This window comes from Thermoactinomyces sp. CICC 10523 (assembly GCF_016055105.1).
Taxonomy (GTDB): Bacteria; Bacillota; Bacilli; order Thermoactinomycetales; family Thermoactinomycetaceae; genus Thermoactinomyces_A; species Thermoactinomyces_A daqus.
The window spans coordinates 158,511-178,960 of sequence record NZ_JAECVX010000005.1; the positions used below are offsets into that span (position 1 = coordinate 158,511).

At 48.7% G+C, this 20,450-nt stretch carries 22 protein-coding genes and 1 pseudogene; 22 read left to right on the top strand and 1 reads right to left on the bottom strand.

Features of this window, described 5'->3' with window-relative positions:
* Positions 1-192: 192 nt before the first annotated feature.
* The 14 genes from smc to I8U19_RS08660 all read left to right on the top strand — a co-directional run bounded on the left by smc (position 193) and on the right by I8U19_RS08660 (position 12,537).
* Positions 193-3,783, top strand: coding sequence for a chromosome segregation protein SMC (gene smc / locus I8U19_RS08595; protein WP_198055692.1), 3,591 nt, complete (start codon positions 193-195; stop codon positions 3,781-3,783).
* Between the two features lie 10 nt (positions 3,784-3,793).
* A complete protein-coding gene (gene ftsY / locus I8U19_RS08600) occupies positions 3,794-4,786 on the top strand; it encodes a signal recognition particle-docking protein FtsY (protein WP_033099756.1) in 993 nt (330 codons plus the stop codon).
* Positions 4,787-4,963: 177 nt separating this feature from the next.
* Entirely contained in the window at positions 4,964-5,296 is a 333-nt protein-coding gene (ylxM, locus tag I8U19_RS08605) for a YlxM family DNA-binding protein (protein WP_033099755.1), read from the top strand.
* Between the two features lie 24 nt (positions 5,297-5,320).
* Positions 5,321-6,670, top strand: coding sequence for a signal recognition particle protein (gene ffh / locus I8U19_RS08610; protein ID WP_198055693.1), 1,350 nt, complete (start codon positions 5,321-5,323; stop codon positions 6,668-6,670).
* A gap of 29 nt (positions 6,671-6,699) precedes the next feature.
* On the top strand, positions 6,700-6,972 hold the full coding sequence (rpsP, locus tag I8U19_RS08615) for a 30S ribosomal protein S16 (protein ID WP_033099753.1): 273 nt from the start codon (positions 6,700-6,702) through the stop codon (positions 6,970-6,972).
* A 33-nt stretch (positions 6,973-7,005) separates the two neighbouring features.
* A complete protein-coding gene (locus I8U19_RS08620; protein ID WP_198055694.1) occupies positions 7,006-7,233 on the top strand; it encodes a KH domain-containing protein in 228 nt (75 codons plus the stop codon).
* Positions 7,215-7,781, top strand: a complete 567-nt coding sequence (gene rimM, locus I8U19_RS08625) for a ribosome maturation factor RimM (protein WP_052153968.1) — start codon at positions 7,215-7,217, stop codon at positions 7,779-7,781. Before I8U19_RS08620 ends, rimM begins: the two co-directional genes overlap by 19 nt.
* Before the next feature lie 10 nt (positions 7,782-7,791).
* The gene (gene trmD, locus I8U19_RS08630) at positions 7,792-8,538 is read left to right on the top strand and encodes a tRNA (guanosine(37)-N1)-methyltransferase TrmD (protein ID WP_033099781.1); all 747 of its coding nucleotides are present in this window, start codon (positions 7,792-7,794) and stop codon (positions 8,536-8,538) included.
* A 107-nt stretch (positions 8,539-8,645) separates the two neighbouring features.
* Positions 8,646-8,990 carry a 50S ribosomal protein L19 gene (gene rplS / locus I8U19_RS08635; protein ID WP_033099751.1) on the top strand — a complete coding sequence of 115 codons (345 nt, stop codon included), beginning with the start codon at positions 8,646-8,648 and terminating at the stop codon, positions 8,988-8,990.
* Between the two features lie 84 nt (positions 8,991-9,074).
* Positions 9,075-9,632 carry a signal peptidase I gene (gene lepB / locus I8U19_RS08640; protein WP_198055695.1) on the top strand — a complete coding sequence of 186 codons (558 nt, stop codon included), beginning with the start codon at positions 9,075-9,077 and terminating at the stop codon, positions 9,630-9,632.
* A 140-nt stretch (positions 9,633-9,772) separates the two neighbouring features.
* Positions 9,773-10,669 (top strand): ribosome biogenesis GTPase YlqF, encoded by an 897-nt coding sequence (ylqF, locus tag I8U19_RS08645; RefSeq protein ID WP_198055696.1) that lies wholly within the window; start codon positions 9,773-9,775, stop codon positions 10,667-10,669.
* The gene (locus I8U19_RS08650) at positions 10,644-11,453 is read left to right on the top strand and encodes a ribonuclease HII (protein WP_198055697.1); all 810 of its coding nucleotides are present in this window, start codon (positions 10,644-10,646) and stop codon (positions 11,451-11,453) included. The genes ylqF and I8U19_RS08650 overlap by 26 nt, the downstream gene beginning before the upstream one ends.
* Positions 11,450-11,812, top strand: a complete 363-nt coding sequence (locus I8U19_RS08655; RefSeq protein WP_033099748.1) for a YraN family protein — start codon at positions 11,450-11,452, stop codon at positions 11,810-11,812. Before I8U19_RS08650 ends, I8U19_RS08655 begins: the two co-directional genes overlap by 4 nt.
* A gap of 251 nt (positions 11,813-12,063) precedes the next feature.
* Positions 12,064-12,537, top strand: a complete 474-nt coding sequence (locus I8U19_RS08660) for an Hsp20/alpha crystallin family protein (protein WP_198055698.1) — start codon at positions 12,064-12,066, stop codon at positions 12,535-12,537.
* 161 nt (positions 12,538-12,698) lie between these two features.
* On the opposite strand, the gene ilvA is transcribed toward I8U19_RS08660, so the two are convergent.
* The gene (gene ilvA / locus I8U19_RS08665) at positions 12,699-13,946 is read right to left on the bottom strand and encodes a threonine ammonia-lyase IlvA (protein ID WP_198055699.1); all 1,248 of its coding nucleotides are present in this window, start codon (positions 13,944-13,946) and stop codon (positions 12,699-12,701) included.
* 169 nt (positions 13,947-14,115) lie between these two features.
* Here ilvA and I8U19_RS08670 point away from each other — a divergent pair, with 169 nt between their 5' ends.
* The 8 genes and pseudogenes from I8U19_RS08670 (at position 14,116) to I8U19_RS17635 (ending at position 20,370) form a co-directional block, all read left to right on the top strand.
* A complete protein-coding gene (locus tag I8U19_RS08670; RefSeq protein ID WP_198055700.1) occupies positions 14,116-15,645 on the top strand; it encodes a YifB family Mg chelatase-like AAA ATPase in 1,530 nt (509 codons plus the stop codon).
* A 514-nt stretch (positions 15,646-16,159) separates the two neighbouring features.
* Entirely contained in the window at positions 16,160-17,035 is an 876-nt protein-coding gene (locus I8U19_RS08675) for a hypothetical protein (RefSeq protein ID WP_198055701.1), read from the top strand.
* Positions 17,036-17,046: 11 nt separating this feature from the next.
* Positions 17,047-17,331 (top strand): hypothetical protein, encoded by a 285-nt coding sequence (locus tag I8U19_RS08680; protein WP_198055702.1) that lies wholly within the window; start codon positions 17,047-17,049, stop codon positions 17,329-17,331.
* A gap of 275 nt (positions 17,332-17,606) precedes the next feature.
* Complete coding sequence (locus I8U19_RS08685; RefSeq protein ID WP_181735452.1) at positions 17,607-17,861, top strand: DUF7660 family protein; 255 nt, start codon at positions 17,607-17,609, stop codon at positions 17,859-17,861.
* A 117-nt stretch (positions 17,862-17,978) separates the two neighbouring features.
* A pseudogene (locus I8U19_RS17260) lies at positions 17,979-18,816 on the top strand (transposase); the annotation flags it as partial.
* A 121-nt stretch (positions 18,817-18,937) separates the two neighbouring features.
* Positions 18,938-19,408: a hypothetical protein gene (locus I8U19_RS08705; RefSeq protein ID WP_198055704.1), complete on the top strand. Its 471-nt coding sequence runs from the start codon at positions 18,938-18,940 to the stop codon at positions 19,406-19,408.
* An 84-nt stretch (positions 19,409-19,492) separates the two neighbouring features.
* Positions 19,493-19,867, top strand: coding sequence for an immunity 22 family protein (locus tag I8U19_RS08710; RefSeq protein WP_198055705.1), 375 nt, complete (start codon positions 19,493-19,495; stop codon positions 19,865-19,867).
* 326 nt (positions 19,868-20,193) lie between these two features.
* On the top strand, positions 20,194-20,370 hold the full coding sequence (locus I8U19_RS17635; RefSeq protein ID WP_370589363.1) for an Imm6 family immunity protein: 177 nt from the start codon (positions 20,194-20,196) through the stop codon (positions 20,368-20,370).
* Positions 20,371-20,450 lie beyond the last annotated feature (80 nt).

The window sequence follows — 20,450 nt, forward strand, 5'->3', positions numbered from 1 at the left end:
CCGTACCAATTGATTTCAAAAACGGTAAGGGAGCCTTCTTTCAACGAGAACTGGCTTCCTTTTTTATAGAAAAACGATTTTTCTCTTTTTATGCTAAAATAAATCAGTTCCCCGGATTTTGTACAGGCTGTTGCTGAAGCAGAAATGGAAAAATCAGCAAAAGGCCTCGATTAAGTGAGAGGAGGGTGGTTCATGTATCTGAAACGATTGGAGATGAGCGGTTTTAAATCGTTTGCCGATCGCACGGAGTTGGAATTTGTTCCCGGCATCACCGCGGTCGTGGGGCCAAATGGCAGCGGGAAGAGCAATGTGACGGACGGAATTCGCTGGGTTCTGGGGGAACAAAGCGCCAAATCGCTGCGGGGAAACAAGATGGAGGATGTGATTTTTGCCGGGAGCGATACCCGAAAGCCCGTCGGCTATTGTGAAGTATCCATCACCTTTGACAACAGTGACCGGCGCCTGCCGCTGGACTATGCGGAAGTAACGGTGACACGGCGGGTTTATCGTTCGGGTGAGAGCGAATATTTGCTGAACCGGCAGAGCTGCCGGCTGAAGGATATTCACGAACTGTTTCTCGATACGGGAATTGGCAAGGATGCCTACTCGATGATCGGGCAGGGAAAAATCGATGAGATCCTCAGTTCCAAGTCGGAAGACCGCCGCATTATCTTTGAGGAAGCGGCAGGGATCAGCAAATATAAAACGCGCAAGAAAGAAGCGGAAAAGAAGCTGGATAACACGGAGCAAAATCTGGCCCGCATTCACGACCTGATCCATGAGCTGGAGACGCAGGTGGAACCGCTTGCGGAACAGGCGGAGAAAGCCCAGCGGTTTAAAGAATTAAAAACAGAATTGCAAAATGTGGAAATCGGGTTATACGTACATAAAATTGAGGCGATTCATAACGAGTGGCAGCAAGCGGCACAGGAGGTTAAACAGCTGAAAGAGAACCAGGTTTCGCTGGCCGCGGAAGTGAGCACCAAAGAAGCTGCGCTCGAGGAATTAAAGGGAAAATTGCAGGAGCAGGAACAGCGATGGGAGGAAGTCCAGACGCAACTGCTTTCCGTCAGCGAAGAACTGGAGAAAGCGGAAGGCCAGAAAGAAGTGCGCATGGAGCGCGTCCGTAACCGAACCGAAACGCAGCAACACCTTCAGGAGCAGATTCGGGTTTTGGAAAGCGAATGCACCCGGCTGCGCGAGGAAGAAAACAAGGTCAAGGAGCGGCTGAAGGAAAAGAAAGAAGCGCTCCGGCATGCGGAAGACCAGCTGGCCGTTTTAAAACAGCAACTTTCCCTCTCCAGCGATGATGTGGCCAAGAGGCTGTTGGAACTGACCGAAAAGCACAACCTGCAAGGGCAGAAACTGGCGGCCCTAACCAGTGAAAAACAATATGTATCCGAGCAGCGGGAAGAACTGAGTGAACGGATTAACGCCTTGGAGGCGCAGGAGAAGCAGTACGTGCAGGAGAGGCAGGAGCAAGACAAACAGGCTGAAAAATTGTCCGTTCAGCTCAAAGAAGTGGAAGAGGATCTGAAGCAGGCGGCACAGGAAGTGCGCACGTTGGCCGGGGAGCGCACCGAGATGGAGCAGGAAGAGAAGGCTCTCACCCTGCAAAGCCGCCAAGCGGAGCAACAATTAAACCGCCTCCGTTCCAAATGGGAGTGGATGAAAGAGATGGAGGCGGAACATCAGGGCTTTATGCAGGGGGTTAAAGAGGTTTTGCGCGCCCGGGACCGCGGAATTCCGGCCCTTAAAGGAGTTCACGGCGCCGTGGCCGAGCTGATCCAGGTTCCGGCAGAGATGGAAGCAGCGATGGAAACAGCGTTGGGCGGAGCGTTGCAACATATCGTCGTGGATGATGAGGCGACAGCGCGCAGCGGGATAGTTTACTTAAAAGAAAAGCGGCTGGGGCGGGCCACTTTTTTACCGCTCGATGTCATGAGAGCTCGCTCGCTCTCCGCGGCCGAATTGGAGCGGTGCCGGTCAGTCCCCGGGTTTGTCGGAATCGCGGCCGACCTGATCCGGACGGATGAGCGTTATCGCGCCTTGATGCAAAATTTGCTTGGGCTGGTCGTCGTCACGAAAACGCTGGAGCAGGCAAACCAGATGGCGCGGACGCTTTCTTACCGCTATCGCATTGTCACGTTGGACGGTGATGTGGTAAACCCGGGCGGTTCAATGACGGGGGGGAGCAGGCAACAAAGCAAAAGCAATCTGCTCGGGCGTTCCCGTCAGTTGGAGGAATTGGAGAAACAGATAAAAGAGGCGGAACGGGTTAGTGAAAAAATCCAACAGCAATTTGCTGCCTTGAGAGAACGGAAGCAGAAGCTGGAACAGGATTGGGAACGGGTTCGCCTGCGCGGGGAGGAGAGACGCGTCAAGGAACAGGAACTGCATGGACGGGAGCGTGAACTCGCCGTGCAAAAACGGGCGGTGGAAGAGCAACTGAAAAGCATCGCCGCCGAGCGGAAACAGGCGTTGGCGAAAAATGAGCAACTCACCCGCCATTTTCAAAGACTGGAGCAGGAGATCGAGCAACTACGCAGGGAACAAACCCGCTTGGAGCAAATGATCCGCGAAGCGGAAGATCTGGCCAAACAAGCGGCCAGTGATAAAGAAGAAGCCGGAGAGCGGATGACCGAACTTCGTGTCACTGTGGCGCAGCTAAGGCAGGAACTGGCCAACCTGGAGGAAATCGGGCGCCGGCTGGCTGAAGACTACAAGCGTTCGTCCAAGCAGCTGGGCATCGCCAAAAAAGAGTGGGAGTCTTTGGGCTCTCAGCAGGAATTCAATCAGCAGGAAATGGGCCAACTGGAGCAGAGGATCAACGACCTTCGGCAGCAGAAGGAAAAGATTCAGTCCCAGCTGGCCGAAACGAGACAGTTGCGCGAAGAAACCTTGCAGCGTCGCGAACAGCAAGAAAAAGAGGTGCGCACCTTGAGCCAATCCTACCGCAAGCAGGAGAACCGGCTCCATGAGCAGGAAGTGCGCGTGAACCGCCTTGATGTGGAGTTAAATCATCTTTTGCAAAAGTTGGCCGAAGAATATGAGATCAGTTACGAACGGGCCAAACAAGAATATGAGGTCCCTGCCGAACCTGCCAAAGCGGAGCGGAGGGTTCGCTCTCTCAAATCGCAGATCACATCGTTGGGGGATGTAAACCTGGGAGCGATTGAAGAGCACAACCGTCTGATGGAACGACTCGATTTCCTGAAGACCCAGGAAGCGGATCTCCTCGAAGCCAAGGAGAAACTCTATGAAATCATCCGCCAGTTGACGGAGGAGATGGGGCGGCGTTTTCTCGAGAGTTTTGAAATGATCCGCACCGAATTTCAAGATGTATTTGTGAAGATGTTCGGCGGCGGACGCGCTGATTTGCAACTGAGCGAACCGGACAATCTGCTGGAAACGGGAATTGACATCGTCGCCCAACCGCCCGGAAAAAAACTGCAAAACCTCAATCTCCTGTCGGGCGGGGAAAGAGCGTTGGCCGCGCTGGCGCTTCTTTTTGCCGTTCTTCGCATCAAACCGGTGCCGTTCTGCGTTTTGGATGAAGTGGACGCAGCGCTCGATGAAGCCAATCTGACCCGCTATACCCATTACATGAAAGAGTTTTCCGGCAAAACGCAGTTTATCATCATCACCCACCGCAAGCACACCATGGAAGGAGCGGATGTGCTGTATGGAATTACCATGCAGGAATCGGGTGTGTCCAAACTGGTATCAGTGAAGCTGGAAGAGTATGATGGAAGTATGGAAGTTGCCAGTAGCCAGAGCTAGGAGGAACAAGATGAGTTTTTTCAGGAAATTAAAAGAGAGTGTTTCCAAAAAAACCGATTCGGTCACACAAAAATTTATGACCGGACTGAAGAAGACGAGTACGCAGTTTGTCGGGGCCATATCCGACCTGTTCGCCGGTCGCAGCAAGATCGACGAGGACCTCTATGAGGAACTGGAAGAGATTCTGATCGGTGCAGATGTCGGGGTGACAACGACAATGGAATTGACGGAGCGTCTCCGTTCGGAAGTGAAGGAGAGAAAAATCAAAGAGCCTTCGGAATTGCAGCCGCTCCTGATGGAACTGATCAGTGAAATGCTGTCGGATAAACAGAGGGAGAGCAAGTTAAACCTGAATGAAGATGGATTAACCGTTATTTTGTTTGTGGGAGTGAACGGGGTCGGAAAAACGACCACGATCGGCAAACTGGCCCACCGCTTTAAAAGCGAAGGCAAAAAAGTGGTGCTGGCGGCCGGGGACACGTTCCGCGCCGGGGCGATTGAACAGCTGGAAACCTGGGGAGAACGTGTGGGAGTTGATGTGATCAAGCATCAGGCAGGTGCTGATCCCGCGGCAGTGATCTACGACGGCATTCAGGCCGCCCGCGCGCGCAAGGCGGATATTCTGCTCTGTGATACGGCAGGCCGCCTGCAAAACAAGGTGAACCTGATGGAAGAACTGAAAAAAGTATACCGCGTCGTGAAACGGGAAGTGCCTGACGGCCCGCATGAAGTGCTTCTGGTGCTTGATGCCACCACGGGACAAAATGCCCTGATCCAGGCGAAGCAATTTGGCGAAGCTGTCAATGTATCGGGCATCGTCCTGACAAAATTGGACGGCACGGCCAAAGGCGGAATTGTGATCGCCATCAATCACGAGTTAAACCTGCCGGTCAAACTGGTCGGACTCGGTGAAAAAGCGGATGACCTTCAGGACTTTGATGCCGATCAGTTTTTGCACGCCTTGTTCAAAGAAGCGATGGAAGAAGAGATGCAGGCGGAGTAATCGGCTTTTTGCAACAGGCATGGATGAGCGATCGGGCATGAGGGGAGAGGGGGTTTTTCATTCCCCCGCTTCCTTTTGGGTATTGATCAAGGAAAAAGCCTTGACATGATTATTTTCCTGGGGTATAGTATACACCTGTAAAGGTTAGCGCCTTGACGGTGCGCGGAGGTGTCTCCCGTGCTAGACCAGACAACGGAAATGAATCTGTTGTACGACTTTTATGGTTCGCTGTTGACCGAAAAGCAACGGGCCCTGCTTGAGATGTATTATGCGTTGGATTGGTCACTCGGAGAAATAGCCGAACATCAAGGTGTTTCCCGGCAAGCGGTATTTGAGGCGATCAAGCGGGCGCAAGCGACCATGTTGGATTTGGAAAACAAGCTGGGGCTTTTGCACAAGCACACAGAGCGACAACAGATTGCAGAGGAAATTTTGCGGCGCCTGGATGATGAGCCAGAAGCGCGTTCGCGAATTGAACCGCTCATTAAGAAAATGGTCGATCTTGATTAAGGGCCTTGTGAGGAGGGGGCACCCATGGCATTTGAAGGATTGTCAGAGAGACTGCAATCGGTCATGCGCAAGTTGCGCGGCAAAGGAAAAGTGACGGAAGCGGATTTGAAAGAAGCGATGCGGGAAGTCCGTCTGGCGCTGTTGGAAGCAGATGTCAACTTTAAAGTTGTCAAAAGTTTCATCGACCGCGTCAAAGAACGGGCGATCGGACAGGAAGTGCTGAAAAGCTTAACCCCCGGACAGCAAGTCATCAAGGTGGTCAATGAAGAGTTGACTGCGCTGATGGGCGGGGAACAAAGCAAACTGGTTCAATCCGCAAAGCCGCCGACGAAGATCATGATGGTCGGTCTCCAAGGTGCCGGTAAAACGACCACTTCTGGCAAATTGGTACGTTATCTGCAAAAGCAAAACCGCCGCGCTCTCCTGGTGGCTGCAGACGTCTACCGCCCTGCGGCGATCAGGCAGTTGGAAATTTTGGGCGCGGATTTAAATACACCCGTTTTTTCCCTTGGGGATAAAGAGGATCCCGTTGTCATCGCACAGCGCGGTGTCGCCAAGGCGAAAGAAGAAAATTTGGATTACGTAATCATCGACACTGCGGGCCGCCTTCACGTCGATCAGGAAATGATGGACGAGTTGAAGCGGATTCGTGAGCAGGTGGAGCCCGATGAGATTTTGCTGGTCGTCGATGCGATGACCGGTCAGGATGCCGTCAATGTGGCAGAAACGTTCCACAGCGAACTGGGGCTCACCGGGGTGGTTTTGACCAAGTTGGACGGTGATACTCGCGGGGGTGCAGCCCTTTCCGTCAAAGCGGTTACCCAGTGCCCGATCAAATTTGTCGGCTTGGGCGAAAAAACCGATGCCCTTGAACCTTTTTATCCGGATCGCATGGCTTCCCGCATCCTGGGCATGGGCGACGTGCTCACCCTGATTGAAAAAGCGCAGGCAGCAGTTGATGCTGAGAAAGCAAAAGAGCTTGAACGAAAGATGCGCACGCTCTCATTTACGTTTGACGATTTTTTGGATCAGCTGCAGCAGGTTCGCAAGATGGGCCCGCTGGAAGACATGCTTGCCATGCTGCCGGGAGCCGGCCAGATCAAAGGGTTGAAAAACCTGCAAGTCGATGAGAAGCAGCTTTCCAGGGTCGAAGCGATTATCCGCTCGATGACCCCGCAGGAAAAAGAGAATCCTGAAATCATCAATGCCAGCCGGCGAAAACGGATTGCCAACGGCAGCGGCACGACGGTTCAGGATGTCAACCGCCTGTTGAAGCAATTTAATGACATGAAAAAAATGATGAAACAATTTTCGCAGATGAGCAAAGGCGGAAAAAGGAAAAAACGAGGCTTCCGTTTTCCGTTTATGCAATAGATGAAACCTTGTGCAGGAGGTGAAAAAAGATGGCAGTGAAAATCCGTTTAAGACGCATGGGAGCAAAAAAAGCCCCGTTTTACCGCGTCGTTGTGGCTGACTCTCGTGCACCGCGCGATGGCCGTTCCATTGATGAGATCGGATACTACAATCCGACAACTCAACCGGCCACGGTGAAAATTGACGAGGAAAAAGCCCTGAAATGGCTCGCTAACGGTGCACAACCTTCCGATACGGTACGCAGCTTGTTCCGCCAGGAAGGCATTTTGCAAAAAGTGCATGAGCAAAAACATCAAAAATAAGACTTCTGGGCATACCCTGGAGGATTATAAGCGATGAAAGAACTGATTGAATACATGGTGACGGCGCTGGTGGATAATCCGAAGCAAGTAAACGTCAGTGAACGAACAACCGAAGACGGCATCGTTTACGAGCTGTCGGTGGCGAAAGAGGATTTGGGTAAAGTGATCGGGCGACAAGGCCGGGTGATCAGAGCGATTCGCACGGTTGTAAGGGCAACAGCATGGAAGGAGAAGCAACGCGTATGGGTGAAAATCGTTTGAATCACAGAAAAGGCGGGGATTTCGGCTCCGGGTACTTGAATGTGGGCCGTATCGTCGGAACCCACGGTATTCGCGGTGAAGTTCGCGTTCTGTGCGATACCGACTTTCCCGAGCTGCGTTTTGCTCCAGGGAATCGGCTGTTGCTCCTCCGGTCTGATCTTAATGAGCCTTTGCCGCTGACTGTGGAAAAAAGCCGTCCGCATAAATCCGCACTGCTGGTGAAGTTTCAGGAGTGGAACAGCATTAACGAGGCTGAAGTTTACAAAAACAGCCGGCTGGTCGTTCCAAAAGAGGACTTGGCTCCGCTCAACGAAGAGGAAGGCGAGTTCTACTTTCACCAGATCATCGGATGTGAGGTAATCACCACGGAAGGCAGGAAGATCGGCAAGGTTAAAGAAATTTTGCCTCTGCCGGCCAACGATGTGTGGGTTGTTCGTTCTGATGATCAGGATAAGGAGATTTTGCTCCCCTATATTGAGCCGATCGTGAAGGATGTAGACCTCCAGCGGCAACAGATTACTATTCAGTGGATGGAAGGATTGGATTAATGTGGCAAAGATCCGTTTTGACGTGCTCACCCTTTTTCCGGAGATGTTTACCGGCTTCTTGCAATCGAGCATCATCAAACGAGCACATGAAAAAGGATTGATCGCAACCAATCTCATCAACTTCCGGGAATATGCAACCGATAAACACCGCACGGTTGATGATACCCCTTACGGGGGCGGCGGGGGGATGGTGTTGAAGCCGGAACCGCTGTTTGCTGCCGTTGATGATATTCTCGCACAAGTTGATGAACGTCCACCTGTAATCCTGATGTCGCCACAGGGTGTGCCTTTCACCCAGGCAAAGGCGGAGGAGCTGGCACGCCATTCTCATCTCGTTCTGCTCTGCGGCCATTACGAAGGTTATGATGAGCGGATCCGCCAACACCTGGTGACGGATGAGATCTCGATTGGCGATTATGTTCTGACTGGCGGCGAATTGCCGGCCATGGTGCTCATGGACAGCGTCAGCCGCTTGATTTCCGGTGTGCTGGGCAATGAATCCTCGGCTGTGGATGATTCCTTTTCCAGCGGTTTGCTCGAATATCCGCAATATACCCGCCCGCCTGAATTTCGGGGAATGAAAGTACCGGATGTTCTGTTATCCGGCCATCATGCCCGGATTGAACAATGGCGGCGTGAGCAATCCTTGCTTCGCACATGGCAGCGGCGGCCGGATCTGTTGAGAACGGCGGCTCTGACGGAAGAGGATCGCGCATTTTTGCGGGAATTGGAGCGTAAGTATTCCCATGAACAGTAATTGTATTCAATCAGGTCGTGTGTTACAATATTCTCCGTCTATCCGCCCGTGAAGTGCGGAGAAATGCGGAGTTGAAGATTCTTGATGAGAAAGGGGGTTTGTGAGGCATGCGTCCGATCATTCGTGAAATTACGGAAGAACAATTGAAAAAAGATATCCCCCAATTCCGTGCCGGGGACACTCTTCGTGTGCACGTGAGAGTAAAAGAGGGACAACGCGAACGTATTCAGGTATTTGAAGGCGTTGTGATCCAACGTCGTGGCGGGGGCATTTCCGAGACGTTTACCGTGCGCAAGATTTCCTATGGTGTAGGGGTTGAACGTACATTCCCGTTGCATTCGCCGCGCATTGAAAAAATCGAAGTGATCCGCCGCGGTAAAGTTCGCCGTGCGAAACTGTACTATCTGCGTAAACTTCGCGGTAAAGCAGCGCGCATTAAGGAAATTCACTAATATACCATTGGGTTTGAAGGGCTTGGACGGGTTCAAGCCCTTTCTTCGCATCTATCTATGTTTCTGCCAAGTGGAGGGAAGCAAATGGATGAATTTGTCCCTCGTTCAGAACAGTCCCTGCAACCGGATCAGAAAAACGGCAAAAAGAAAATATTGGATTGGGCAAAAGCAATTTTGCTGGCGCTGATTTTAGCCGTTCTCATTCGCATGTTTGTGTTTGAACCGTTTAATGTTTCCGGCCCTTCCATGCAGGATACCTTGTTTACGGGCGATTTGGTGATGGTGGATAAATTGATCTACGACTTTCGTGAACCGCACCGGGGTGAGGTGGTTGTGTTTCACGCCCCGGAACAGCAGGATTTTATCAAACGCGTGATCGCCCTGCCAGGAGAGACAATCGAGGCAAAGAACAATAAAATTTTCATTAACGGCAAAATGATCAATGAACCCTACATATCCGAAGATAACCGGACACTTGATTTTGATCAGGTAAAAGTGCCTCCCGGCGATGTGTTTGTGATGGGAGACAATCGCATCAACAGCAAGGACAGCAGGGATATCGGCCCTGTTCCGATCTCGAAGATCGTCGGTCGGGCGGAGTTTGTTTACTATCCATTTGATCACATCCAGTTTTTATGGTAAAAATCAAATAACAGACTGCTGCAGAAAGAGCTTGAAACCATCCGCTCCGGATTGTGATATCAAGCTCTTTTCTCCTTTACGAAAACCTGGTTCATGCAGCGGGAATATCGGGTCTGTAGAATGAAGAAGGTGACTGACAGTTGACGATTCAATGGTTTCCGGGGCATATGGCGAAAGCGCGCAGGCAAGTGGAAGAAAAATTGAAGCTGGTGGATATCGTCTTCGAATTATTGGACGGCCGCTTGCCTCTCTCGAGCCGAAACCCGATGATGGATGAGATTCTCAAACAAAAACCGCGGCTAATTCTGTTCACAAAAAGCGATTTGGCGGATGAGAAGGCGACCGGGCGCTGGATCGATTATTTTCGGGAGCGGGGTTTGACTGTTTTGCCGATTGACGCACAGACGGGAAAAGGGGTGAAGCAAATCATTCCCGCCAGTGAGCGTCTGCTGGCGCCCCTGTTTGCGCAGAGGGAGAAAAAAGGAATTCAGTCGCGAAAATTTCGTGCGATGGTGGTGGGGATTCCCAATGTCGGCAAATCTTCGCTGATTAATCGTCTGGCCAGGCGAACTGCGACGGTGACGGGCGACCGCCCCGGAGTAACCAAGGCGCAACAATGGATTCGGGTGGGAAAAACCTTGGAATTACTCGATACCCCGGGGATTTTGTGGCCCAAGTTCGATGATCCCGAAGTGGGTTACCGCCTGGCCGCCAGCGGTGCGATCAAAGAGGAGATCTTGCCTCTGGAAGATGTCGCACTTTATACCATCCGCTTTTTAAAAGAGCGTTATCCGGAAGCACTGCGCAAACGTTATAACCTGAACGAAGTTTCCGCTGCGGATGGCGTCCAACTGATGGAGATGATCGGAAGGAAACGGGGTTGTCTGATTCGCGGAGGAGAGATCGACTATGAAAAAGTAGCGGAGATTCTCCTGAATGACCTGCGTTCGGGACGGCTTGGGCAGATTACGTTGGAGTTGCCGGAAGACCTGCAGAAAAAGGAGGAAACGGATGAAGGGAACGATAGCGGAGATTAAGGCTTGGCTGAAATCCCAAGAGACGATTTCCGGAGCGGAGCTTGAAGCCCTGTTGCAAGATTCACGGGCGGGTGTGCGTCAACTCGCTCGTTCCTACATAAAAGAACAAGAACGAAGAGAAAAAGAACGCGCACGGTTGGATGCGATGTGGAAATATGAGCGCGAATGCCGCGCCCGGGGGATAAAATGGATTGCCGGGGTGGATGAAGCGGGCAGGGGACCGTTGGCTGGTCCGGTTGTTGCCGCTGCCGTGATTTTGCCGGCCGATTTTCCCGTGGAAGGTTTAAATGATTCAAAACAGCTGACGGCAAAAGAACGAAATGTGTTAAAACAACGGATCGAGCAGAAAGCGATTGCAATCGGCATCGGGTTGGTCGATGTCGCGTACATAGACCGGCATAATATTTTGCAGGCGACATATGAAGCGATGCGGACGGCGATTCGGCAATTGGAACCGGTGCCGGAAATAATTTTGGCCGATGCCGTGACCATTCCCAGCATTTCCATCAATCAGCAGAGAATTGTCAAGGGAGACGCTCTCAGCCATTCGATTGCCGCCGCCTCCGTCATTGCCAAAACGACCAGGGATGAATGGATGATTGAAGCGGCCCGAAAATATCCGGAATACGGTTTTGACCAAAACATGGGGTATGGAACCCCGGAGCATCTGGAGGCACTCAGGAAATGGGGACCGACTCCGTTACATCGCCGCAGTTTTGCCCCGGTTCGTGAATGGTTTACGGAAAATGAGATGACGCTGGCCATGGCCGGGGAGGAAAGATGAAAGACCGGCGCAAGGAAGTAGGGCGGATGGGGGAAAAGCTGGCTGCGGACATGTTGCGGGATAAAGGATATGAGATTGTGGAGCGCAATTGGGCCAGCCGCCTTGGGGAATTGGATTTGATCACGCAAAAGGACGGACAATTGGTGATCGTGGAAGTTCGCACGACTTGTGGCGGAAAATACGGTTACGGTTTTCAGTCGGTAGATGTGCGCAAGCAACAGAAAGTGCGGCGTTTGGCCATTCAGTACATTCAACGGAAGCAGCTGGGGCACATGCCGGTGCGTTTTGACGTCGTCTCCGTCCTGTTGAACCGGGAGTTGTTGCCGCTGCAAATCGATCATATTGAAGGAGCTTTTTGAAGGAAGACAACCTCTTTTCCGGCAGGAGAGGTTGTCTTTTTTTGTGAAAGTGTTTTGCCGCAGCATGACGGCGCTCACCTGACTCTCCCGGGTTCCTGCTGGTCTCCGCTCCTGAATTGATTTGGTTTTTCTTCCCTCGCCCCGAAAGGTGATGTTTGTTTTTGTTTAATCCCTTTTTTGGGAATAACTTTTTTACAGAAATTGCACACTATGAATATAGAGAAGATCAAGGATGTAAGGAGGGAAAAAGGATGGGAAAACTTGAGCGCTACGGAGACCGTGGAGGTTTCCCCGATCCGTTCGCTTATCCGTTGGCACAGATCCATTCCGAAATAAACCGGGCGTTTGAACGCTTTTTTGAGAACCCTGCCTGGACGCATCCCATGGCGATGATGCCGGCGATCAATATGAAAGATGACGGGAACCAATATCAAATTGAGGCGGAAATGCCCGGAATTGAGGAAAAGGACGTTGAGATTGAAGTACATGGACGTCAACTGACGATTAAAGGGGAACGTACACAGGAAGAGAGAAAACAAGGCGAACGAATGTACATCTCCGAACGAAGATACGGTTCTTTCCACCGGACGGTGACACTTCCGGAAGATGCCAATCTCGATCACATCACGGCCGATTATGAAAACGGCGTCTTGATGATCACGGTTCCAAAAGTTCCGGGAAAAGAGCCGAGGAAGATCAGAATCAACCGCAACCGGCGCTCATGACAGAATCACTTCCAATTCGGAAAGCGGGCGGAAATCGGAAACGCCGTACTCTGGTGAAGAGGATGGGTGTTTTTCTGCCGGAATTTTTGCGACGAAGGAGCCGGGAACAAGCGGCAAGAAGGAAACAAGCTGAAGCACCTCTGCGTTTGAGGTGCTCTTTTTCAGATCAACAGGTGGAACAATTGTTCGTCTTTATTGATCTCCAGATAGGAGATTCCCTTGTTATTCATCCGTTCAATCAAAGGGGCATAATCTTCCCGATGTTTCAATTCGATTCCCACCAGGGCCGGGCCGTTATCTTTGTTATTTTTCTTCGTGTACTCAAAGCGGGTAATATCATCGTTCTCCCCCAGCACATCATCTAAAAATTCGCGTAATGCACCGGCGCGCTGCGGAAAATTGATGATGAAATAATGCTTGAGCCCTTCATAGATCAAGGAGCGTTCTTTGATCTCCTGCATGCGTTCGATATCATTATTGCCACCGCTGACAATGCAGACCACGTTTTTTCCCCGGATTTTATCTTTATAAAAATCGAGTGCGGCAATGGATAATGCACCCGCAGGTTCTGCCACAATCGCATGGCGGTTGTAAAGATGAAGGATGGTGCTACATACCTTTCCTTCAGGGACCGCGACAATGTCATCCACATGTTCCTGGCAAATTTTAAAAGTTAAATTGCCGACCTTTTGCACGGCTGCCCCATCGACGAACGGGTTGATCTGTGCCAGCGGAACCACTTCGCCCGCTGCAAAGGATTGCTTCATTCCGGCGGCCCCTTCCGGTTCGACCCCGATCACTTTTGTATCCGGATTTACGCTTTTTATGTAGGAACTGACCCCCGCCGCAAGTCCGCCACCGCCTATCGCCACAAACACATAATCGGGAGGCTGATTCATGTCGTTCAAAATTTCAATCCCGATCGTGCCCTGCCCCACAATCGTCCGGTAATCGTCAAACGGGTGAATAAAGGCCATATTTTCCTCTGTGGCGAACGCGACCGCCTGGTTAAAAGAGTCATCAAAGGTGTCTCCCGTCAAAATGATCTCGACATATTCACCTCCGTAATGTTTAACCTGGGAAATCTTCTGTCTGGGTGTCGTCGTCGGCATAAATATTTTGCCCCTGATTTTCAGCATGTGGCAGGAATAGGCCACCCCTTGTGCATGATTGCCTGCACTGGCACAGACAACGCCCCGTCCCAGCTCCTCGCTGGACAAGCGGCAAATCGTATGATAAGCGCCGCGGATTTTAAAGGAGCGAATCACTTGCTGATCTTCCCGTTTCAGGTAAAGATTGCAGCCATATTGCTCCGAGAGTAACGTGTTTTTCTCCAGAGGTGTTTTATTTAACACTTCTTTCAATGTTTGATGGGCAATAATAATATCCTCAATTTTTACTTTTCCCATATGACTACATCCTTTGCTATTTTTCTAATTGATAGATAATTTTAGCACAGGAAATTCTGATTGCAAGGGTTTCTTTGGAGATGGTGCTGAACAATCCCGGAAAAGCAGAAGGAGATTGTCGAGAGAGCACGAAAAAAGGAAGTATCCAAATATTTCCGGGGGAATAAAGATGTACGCAAAAATGGTAAGTGCCAGTGTATTTGGCATTGACGGACTGATCGTGGAAGTGGAAGTCGACATAAGCAACGGTCTGCCGGCTTTTGAAATTGTCGGATTGCCGGATTCGGCAGTCAGGGAAGCGAGGGACCGCGTTCGGGCAGCCGTAAAAAACAGCGGTGTCAGCTTCCCGTTGCAACGGATTACTACGAATTTGGCTCCTGCAGATATAAAGAAAGAAGGTTCAGGTTTTGATCTGGCGATTGCCATTGGTGTGCTGATCGCCAGTGAACAGTTAAAACCGGAAGTTTCCATGGATCGCATGTTGCTCGTCGGTGAATTGGCCTTGGACGGTTCATTGAGGCCGCTCAACGGCATTTTGCCGATGGTGATGGCGGCGAAGGAAGCGGGAATCGAACAAGTGATGTTGCCGCTGGACAACAGCGAGGAAGGGGCTTTGGTCGACGGCATGAGGGTACTGCCGGTTGAATCGTTGCAGCAGGCGATCCGATTTTTCCGCGGGGAGTGGCAGCCGGATTGGCAACCGCAAACCAAGGAGCAGGAAGAAAGTTCGTTTCCGCATGATTTTGCCGATGTGCAGGGACAAGCCCATGTGAAACGGGCGATGGAAGTGGCGGCGGCCGGAGGTCATAATCTGTTACTCATCGGACCGCCGGGATCGGGAAAAACGATGCTGGCACGCAGAATTCCCTCCATTTTACCCAATATGAGCTTGCAGGAGGCATTGGAAGTCACCAAAATTTGCAGTATTGCCGGACTTACGGCTGACCGGGGCCGATTGATCCGGGAACGCCCTTTTCGCTCTCCTCACCATACCATATCCCAGGCAGGGCTGGTCGGGGGTGGGGCAATTCCGAAACCGGGTGAAGTCAGCCTTGCCCATCGCGGTGTGCTGTTTCTGGACGAGTTGCCCGAGTTTTCGAAGTCTGCGCTGGAGGTGCTGCGCCAACCGCTGGAGGATCACGAAGTAACCGTTGGGCGGGCCCGTGCTGTCTTTACATTTCCTGCGGAGTTCATGCTGGTGGCTTCGATGAATCCGTGTCCTTGCGGTTACTTTGGTTATGAAGAAGACCGCTCCTGCACCTGTACACCGCATCAGGTGGGCCGGTACCGCTCCAAAATTTCCGGTCCGCTGCTTGACCGCATCGACATTCACATCGAAGTGCCCAAAGTGGATTATAAGACGTTGTCATCCCCGGTCAGAGGAGAATCCTCGGCAGAAATACGCAAACGTGTAAACCAGGCGCGCGAGATTCAACGGGAACGGTACAAAGGGAGGGGAGGGATCTCCAACAGCAGCATGAGCCCGGACGATATAAGCCGCTATTGCCGGCTGGATGCTCCCTCCCGTCAGATCCTGAAGCAAGCATTCGACACCCTTGGCTTAAGCGCCCGGGCTCATGACCGCATCCTCAAGGTGGCCCGTACCATTGCTGACTTGGCCGGTAACGAAATGATTCAAATGGAACATATCGCCGAGGCGATTCAGTACCGGACACTGGACCGGAAGTTTTGGGAATGATTTGTCTCAGACAAAGAGATTGGCTAAAAGAGGTTTAGCTTGTTTCCTGGTATTATAAATGAACAACGAATGATGACAGTTTCTCAAGCCTCAGTTCGATGAGCGGGGGATGGAGAACGGAGTTGTGAGTCTATCTTAACACACTTTCCGCTTTTTAATCAGAGCGTCTCCATAAAAAAGCAAGTTTTCAAGCAATTCAAGCCGGATCAGATGCCACCTCATTATCATGGAGATTCAGCTATGCAAGCCAGGAACACAAAAGTGTTTGCGATTAACTTGAAGCTTCAATGAATATGGATAAGCACAACCATGTTGATGCTGGCTAATCAATCGTTGGTTACGTTTTGGACGACTGTCAATGATTATGGTGCTGCAGGAACAACTACTTTCTACTATTTAACTATTGACATAAAAAATTACCATACAAAAATACAAAACGAATGGAGGGATAGACTTGAGAAAATTATTTAATTAAAAAATATTATTTAGTATTTTTCTATTAGCATTTGTTTGTGTGGGTATTTTGGGGGGCGGCTCAGCTTTAGCCGATGGGAACAGTTTTAACATTCCTCACGTAAATGATCATTTTGACAAGGTCAAGCAAGGGCCGCCACCAACGAAAGAGACTCCCGACACTTCAACTTCCCAAGAGGAAAAAGAGCACGGATCCGGGAATTGGTTTACAAAAGCATGGAATTGGACGAAGGAAACCGTCTCCATTGCCTGGAATAAAACAAAAGAATTCTGTTCCGAATCATGGGACTGGATATGTAAGGTCTGTGGCCAGATCACAAAAGTCGTTGTAGATGGGTTGTCTTCTGCATGGAATTGGATTAAGGATAATATCGTCACCATTGGATTAACGGTCGGGATCATCGTGTTGGCCATTGCGGCTGTGCTCTTGATTGTTTTTGGTAGCGAATTCGTGCTTGGTGCGCTCGTAATCTCAGGAGAAACGCTGGGAGAAGGGATTCTGGCCGGTATTGTCATCAGTGGTCTTTTTTCCTGGCTTTCAGGAAATGATTTTTTTGGAACAGAAATGCTCTCAGATATGTTTTTTGGAGGTTTGTCCGGAGGCATTGGGGGAGCTATCGGCTCCTGGGTATCCTCAAGTGTTGCCGGATCGGGCTTTGTTTCCTGGCTTGGTTCAAGGATTTCCTTGTTAAGAGAAGCCTTTCCCAAAATTCTGGGTGGAGCAGCAGGCGGCGGGGCAGGTCAATCTCTTTTTGATTGGTTTAAGACCGGGAAGGTGAATCTCCGAAATACGTTTGTTGCGACCGTCTTTGGTGGATTCTTTGCACTTACGGGCTGGTCCATTTCTAACCATACAGGCCCGATCCTTTCCAAAATCAATGAAATTCCGATCCCGAAACTTGAGGTAGGCGTATAGACGCATCGGGAATGAAAATCCCGACCATTGGTTTTGGTAAAATAACCGTTGGAGATACTGAATTCGGTGCGTGGTTGCAGAAGTTTCCTTCTAAAGGAGAGGGTAAGGGGACGGGTAAACCTACGAAATTTAAATTTGATTTTGCTAAAGCGCGTAAAGAAGGAATTAAGAGAATTGAAGATGAGTTTGGTGGGGTAAATGAGAACGTTGCAAACAGTAAAGCAATACTTAACCCAAGAGATATCAGATTTATGCAGAGTACTGTAGTAATAAAACCGGTGATTATACAGTACTGAATAACGCCAAGACATTCTCTCAAGACCCTTCTAAGATATTTGAACTTCCACCTATAAGGGTTTGGCAAGATGGAAAAGGTAACATATGGACACTAGACCATAGAAGGCTAGCGGCAGCAAGACTTGCAGGTATTAAAGAGATTCCAGTTCAATGGGTTTCAAAAGACGAGGTTTACAAAGATGCATGGAAATTCACTACAAAAGTGGACGGTAAATCTGTTGTACTAAAAATTGGAGATGGCTCGACGCAAGTTATTAAATAGGAGGAGTTAACATTGGGGATTCAGGATATGTTAGAGAAGGTTGAGAATAAGGATGATTTTATAAAGTTTATTTCTCTTTTGGTAAAAGATTTAAAACAAAACTCAAATGATTGGGTAAATACAAGCCTTGAAGATTATTTAAATGGGATCGCATCATGGGTTGAAGATGTGGATGGACTAATTACTGACCCAAGCGAAGATTTCACAGAGGGTATTGATTGGAATTTTGTTGCTACAATTTTATTTGCAGGAAGTCGTTATGAGTAATGACTTCTTGGTAGATTAAAATACAGAAGTTTGTCGGCGAAGTCTGTTACCGCAGACAGGTCGACAAGCTTTTTTTCGAATCATATTAGTAGAAAATTATAAAATGGGGGATTCCTTTTGTTATCTAAACATGGAAAAGGCAGTCGAAACCAACTTGAGATCATCACATTAGATGATTTTTAGTACCTGCGGACCATTAGGTTCGAAAGATTGAAGACAGCTTGATTTTGACTTTATCTATGACCTTGTTGAAGACTATTATTGCCTTGACAATGGGAGACCCAGTGTTGATCAGTCTTCTTAATTAAAATGGCATTGATCCAATATTTATTTGGCATTCGATCCATGAGCCAAACCATTAAGGAGATTGAAACCAATGTGGCTTATCGTTGGTTTCTTGGTTATGGACTCACAGAAAAAATCCCCCATTTTTCAGTTCGGAAAGAATTAAGTCCGTTCGCTTTCAAGACACGGATCTATTTGAAATGATTTTTAATCACATTTTACAAGAAGCTATGAATCATGGTTTTGTCAATCCAGAAGTCATCTTTATTGATTCAATACATGTGAAAGCCAATGCAAATAAAAAGAAATATGTTAAGAAGCTGGTTCGAGCGCAGGCCCGAACCTACCAAGAGCAACTTGAGGATGAAATCATCCAGAATTGATTGGTTTATGGAAAAAAGATATTGACTCCCAAAACGGACATTGAAATTAAAGAGGTTAAGGAAAGCACAACTGATCCGGAAAGCGGGTATTTTGTCAAAAATGAACGACAGCGAATTTTTACTTATTCCTTTCATACTGGCTTTGATCGGAATTGCTTTGTCTCGGGAGCCATTGTAGAGCAGGTAATGTCCATGATATCCGGGGTTTTCCATCTCTTTATGAACGGATCAAAACAACTGTTACTCAGCGAACAGCTGTTGCTGATGATGCTGGTTATAAAACTCCTTAGTCGGCATATGAAAAAAATCTCGCGCGTAAATCAAAAGAAGGAAAGCCGCCAAGAGACTGCTTGTGATTTGGCCAAAAGTAAATATGGCATTGAAATAAGGTTCAGGGAGGAATAAGTCGTGCAGGTCTCACCAGAAATGCAATTACCACCGGAGATCAGAGTAGCATTGGAGAAGATTGATTTTATTAACAGGTACAAAAACATTTCTGCGAAATATGACTTTGACGAAGAATTTGATTATGATAATGATAAAGCTTTGAGGATATTTACTGAATTAGGTTATCCGGCCCGATATGACAAAAGGGAAAATTTCTTTCAAATTGTAGAGGAATACCCTCCTTTTCAATTTAAATTCAATATTTCTCTCAGATATGCACTTTTGGAGTTTATCTGGGCAGTTTGGAAGAATGGAGAGTTACTGATTGGTGATCCATGGAACTGGTTAAAGCAGTTATTGGATGGTACAGACGAACGTTTCAGAGCAGCCGGATTCCGCAATTACGATGATTTAAGGGAAGTATTGAAAGAAGCGTTTGATATGTATGAGGATTTCAAACGGGTGTTGCTGGAAACCACTGATTCTGAATAATTATATTCCCCGGGCGACCCATATCGCCCTTTTTTTGTTTTGGCATTTATTTCAAATAGCAGGAAAGCCAAGGAGGAACATTCTTTGGAGAAGGAAGGATATGTATCATTGTTTATTGGTAACTTAAGTTCGTTTGAAGAACTCGAAAACTATGTGATGCAAAGTTATACGGAAGACGGGAATTTGGTCAATTCGGAATTCGGGAAGGATTTTAACATTGAATATTACGATGACGATTTTAGAGAAGTAGAGTTTCACAATGAACCATCGAGGGATTTGCGAGTTATTCTTAAGAGTTTTTCATATGATGAAAAAATAATTCCTGAATTTATCGGGATTTGCGGTGAGCATCTGGACCAGGAAGCGAATTCAGTTATTTTACTTTATAACTTTGACTATGATGGAAACGTAAAAGAAACAAAGCAGTTTCGATTTTTAGGAACGTTACAATATAAGTAAATGTATAATGATCCAAACGATGAACTTAAAGTATTGTAATCCAGTTGAAAAAATATATAAAGCCAAGACCGGAGCAATTGATCACCCCACATGGGAAGGAGTCCAATAGGCGGTTAAATCCTTGGATGAAGGCCATTTGTTTTAACAATTTTCCTGGTGGGATACGAATTGCCAACTTTTATCTGACGAAAATGAGGATAACACCATGAAGTGGTACGAGAATGTGAATGCCGATGCCCGGGTCGCTTATTTATTGGCATTGACCGAAAAAAATTGATCAAATCGAGAATGAAGAAGGGGATAGACAAACGAGGAAAACAATGGACATGTGCTGGGATTGGGTAGAAGAGAAGAAACAAGGTGGAGATGCGCTTTATGATAAGTTAGTGAATGAAGACGATTCAGAAGTGGGAATTTATATTCAGTTTACGGATGATCCACAGCAGGAGACAATATGGCTTTGTGTCGTCTATGCCATTGCCTATACAGGCCTATCAATATGAAAAAGAAGAATGTGTCCCACAGCCCATTGAGATGATAGATGATAGTACGATTGATGAAATCGTAAGAAAAAAGGGAGAAA

Excerpts from the sequence above, each read along its gene's own strand:
- I8U19_RS08650 (WP_198055697.1), top strand. The coding sequence starts at position 10,644 with ATGAAGGGAACGATAGCGGAGATTAAGGCTTGGCTGAAATCCCAAGAG.
- I8U19_RS08680 (WP_198055702.1), top strand. The coding sequence starts at position 17,047 with ATGAAAATCCCGACCATTGGTTTTGGTAAAATAACCGTTGGAGATACT.
- lepB (WP_198055695.1), top strand. The coding sequence starts at position 9,075 with ATGGATGAATTTGTCCCTCGTTCAGAACAGTCCCTGCAACCGGATCAG.
- smc (WP_198055692.1), top strand. The coding sequence starts at position 193 with ATGTATCTGAAACGATTGGAGATGAGCGGTTTTAAATCGTTTGCCGAT.
- ilvA (WP_198055699.1), bottom strand. The coding sequence starts at position 13,946 with ATGGGAAAAGTAAAAATTGAGGATATTATTATTGCCCATCAAACATTG.
- I8U19_RS08670 (WP_198055700.1), top strand. The coding sequence starts at position 14,116 with ATGTACGCAAAAATGGTAAGTGCCAGTGTATTTGGCATTGACGGACTG.
- I8U19_RS08655 (WP_033099748.1), top strand. The coding sequence starts at position 11,450 with ATGAAAGACCGGCGCAAGGAAGTAGGGCGGATGGGGGAAAAGCTGGCT.
- rimM (WP_052153968.1), top strand. The coding sequence starts at position 7,215 with ATGGGTGAAAATCGTTTGAATCACAGAAAAGGCGGGGATTTCGGCTCC.
- ftsY (WP_033099756.1), top strand. The coding sequence starts at position 3,794 with ATGAGTTTTTTCAGGAAATTAAAAGAGAGTGTTTCCAAAAAAACCGAT.
- I8U19_RS17635 (WP_370589363.1), top strand. The coding sequence starts at position 20,194 with ATGTGCTGGGATTGGGTAGAAGAGAAGAAACAAGGTGGAGATGCGCTT.
- ffh (WP_198055693.1), top strand. The coding sequence starts at position 5,321 with ATGGCATTTGAAGGATTGTCAGAGAGACTGCAATCGGTCATGCGCAAG.
- rplS (WP_033099751.1), top strand. The coding sequence starts at position 8,646 with ATGCGTCCGATCATTCGTGAAATTACGGAAGAACAATTGAAAAAAGAT.
- rpsP (WP_033099753.1), top strand. The coding sequence starts at position 6,700 with ATGGCAGTGAAAATCCGTTTAAGACGCATGGGAGCAAAAAAAGCCCCG.
- I8U19_RS08660 (WP_198055698.1), top strand. The coding sequence starts at position 12,064 with ATGGGAAAACTTGAGCGCTACGGAGACCGTGGAGGTTTCCCCGATCCG.
- I8U19_RS08620 (WP_198055694.1), top strand. The coding sequence starts at position 7,006 with ATGAAAGAACTGATTGAATACATGGTGACGGCGCTGGTGGATAATCCG.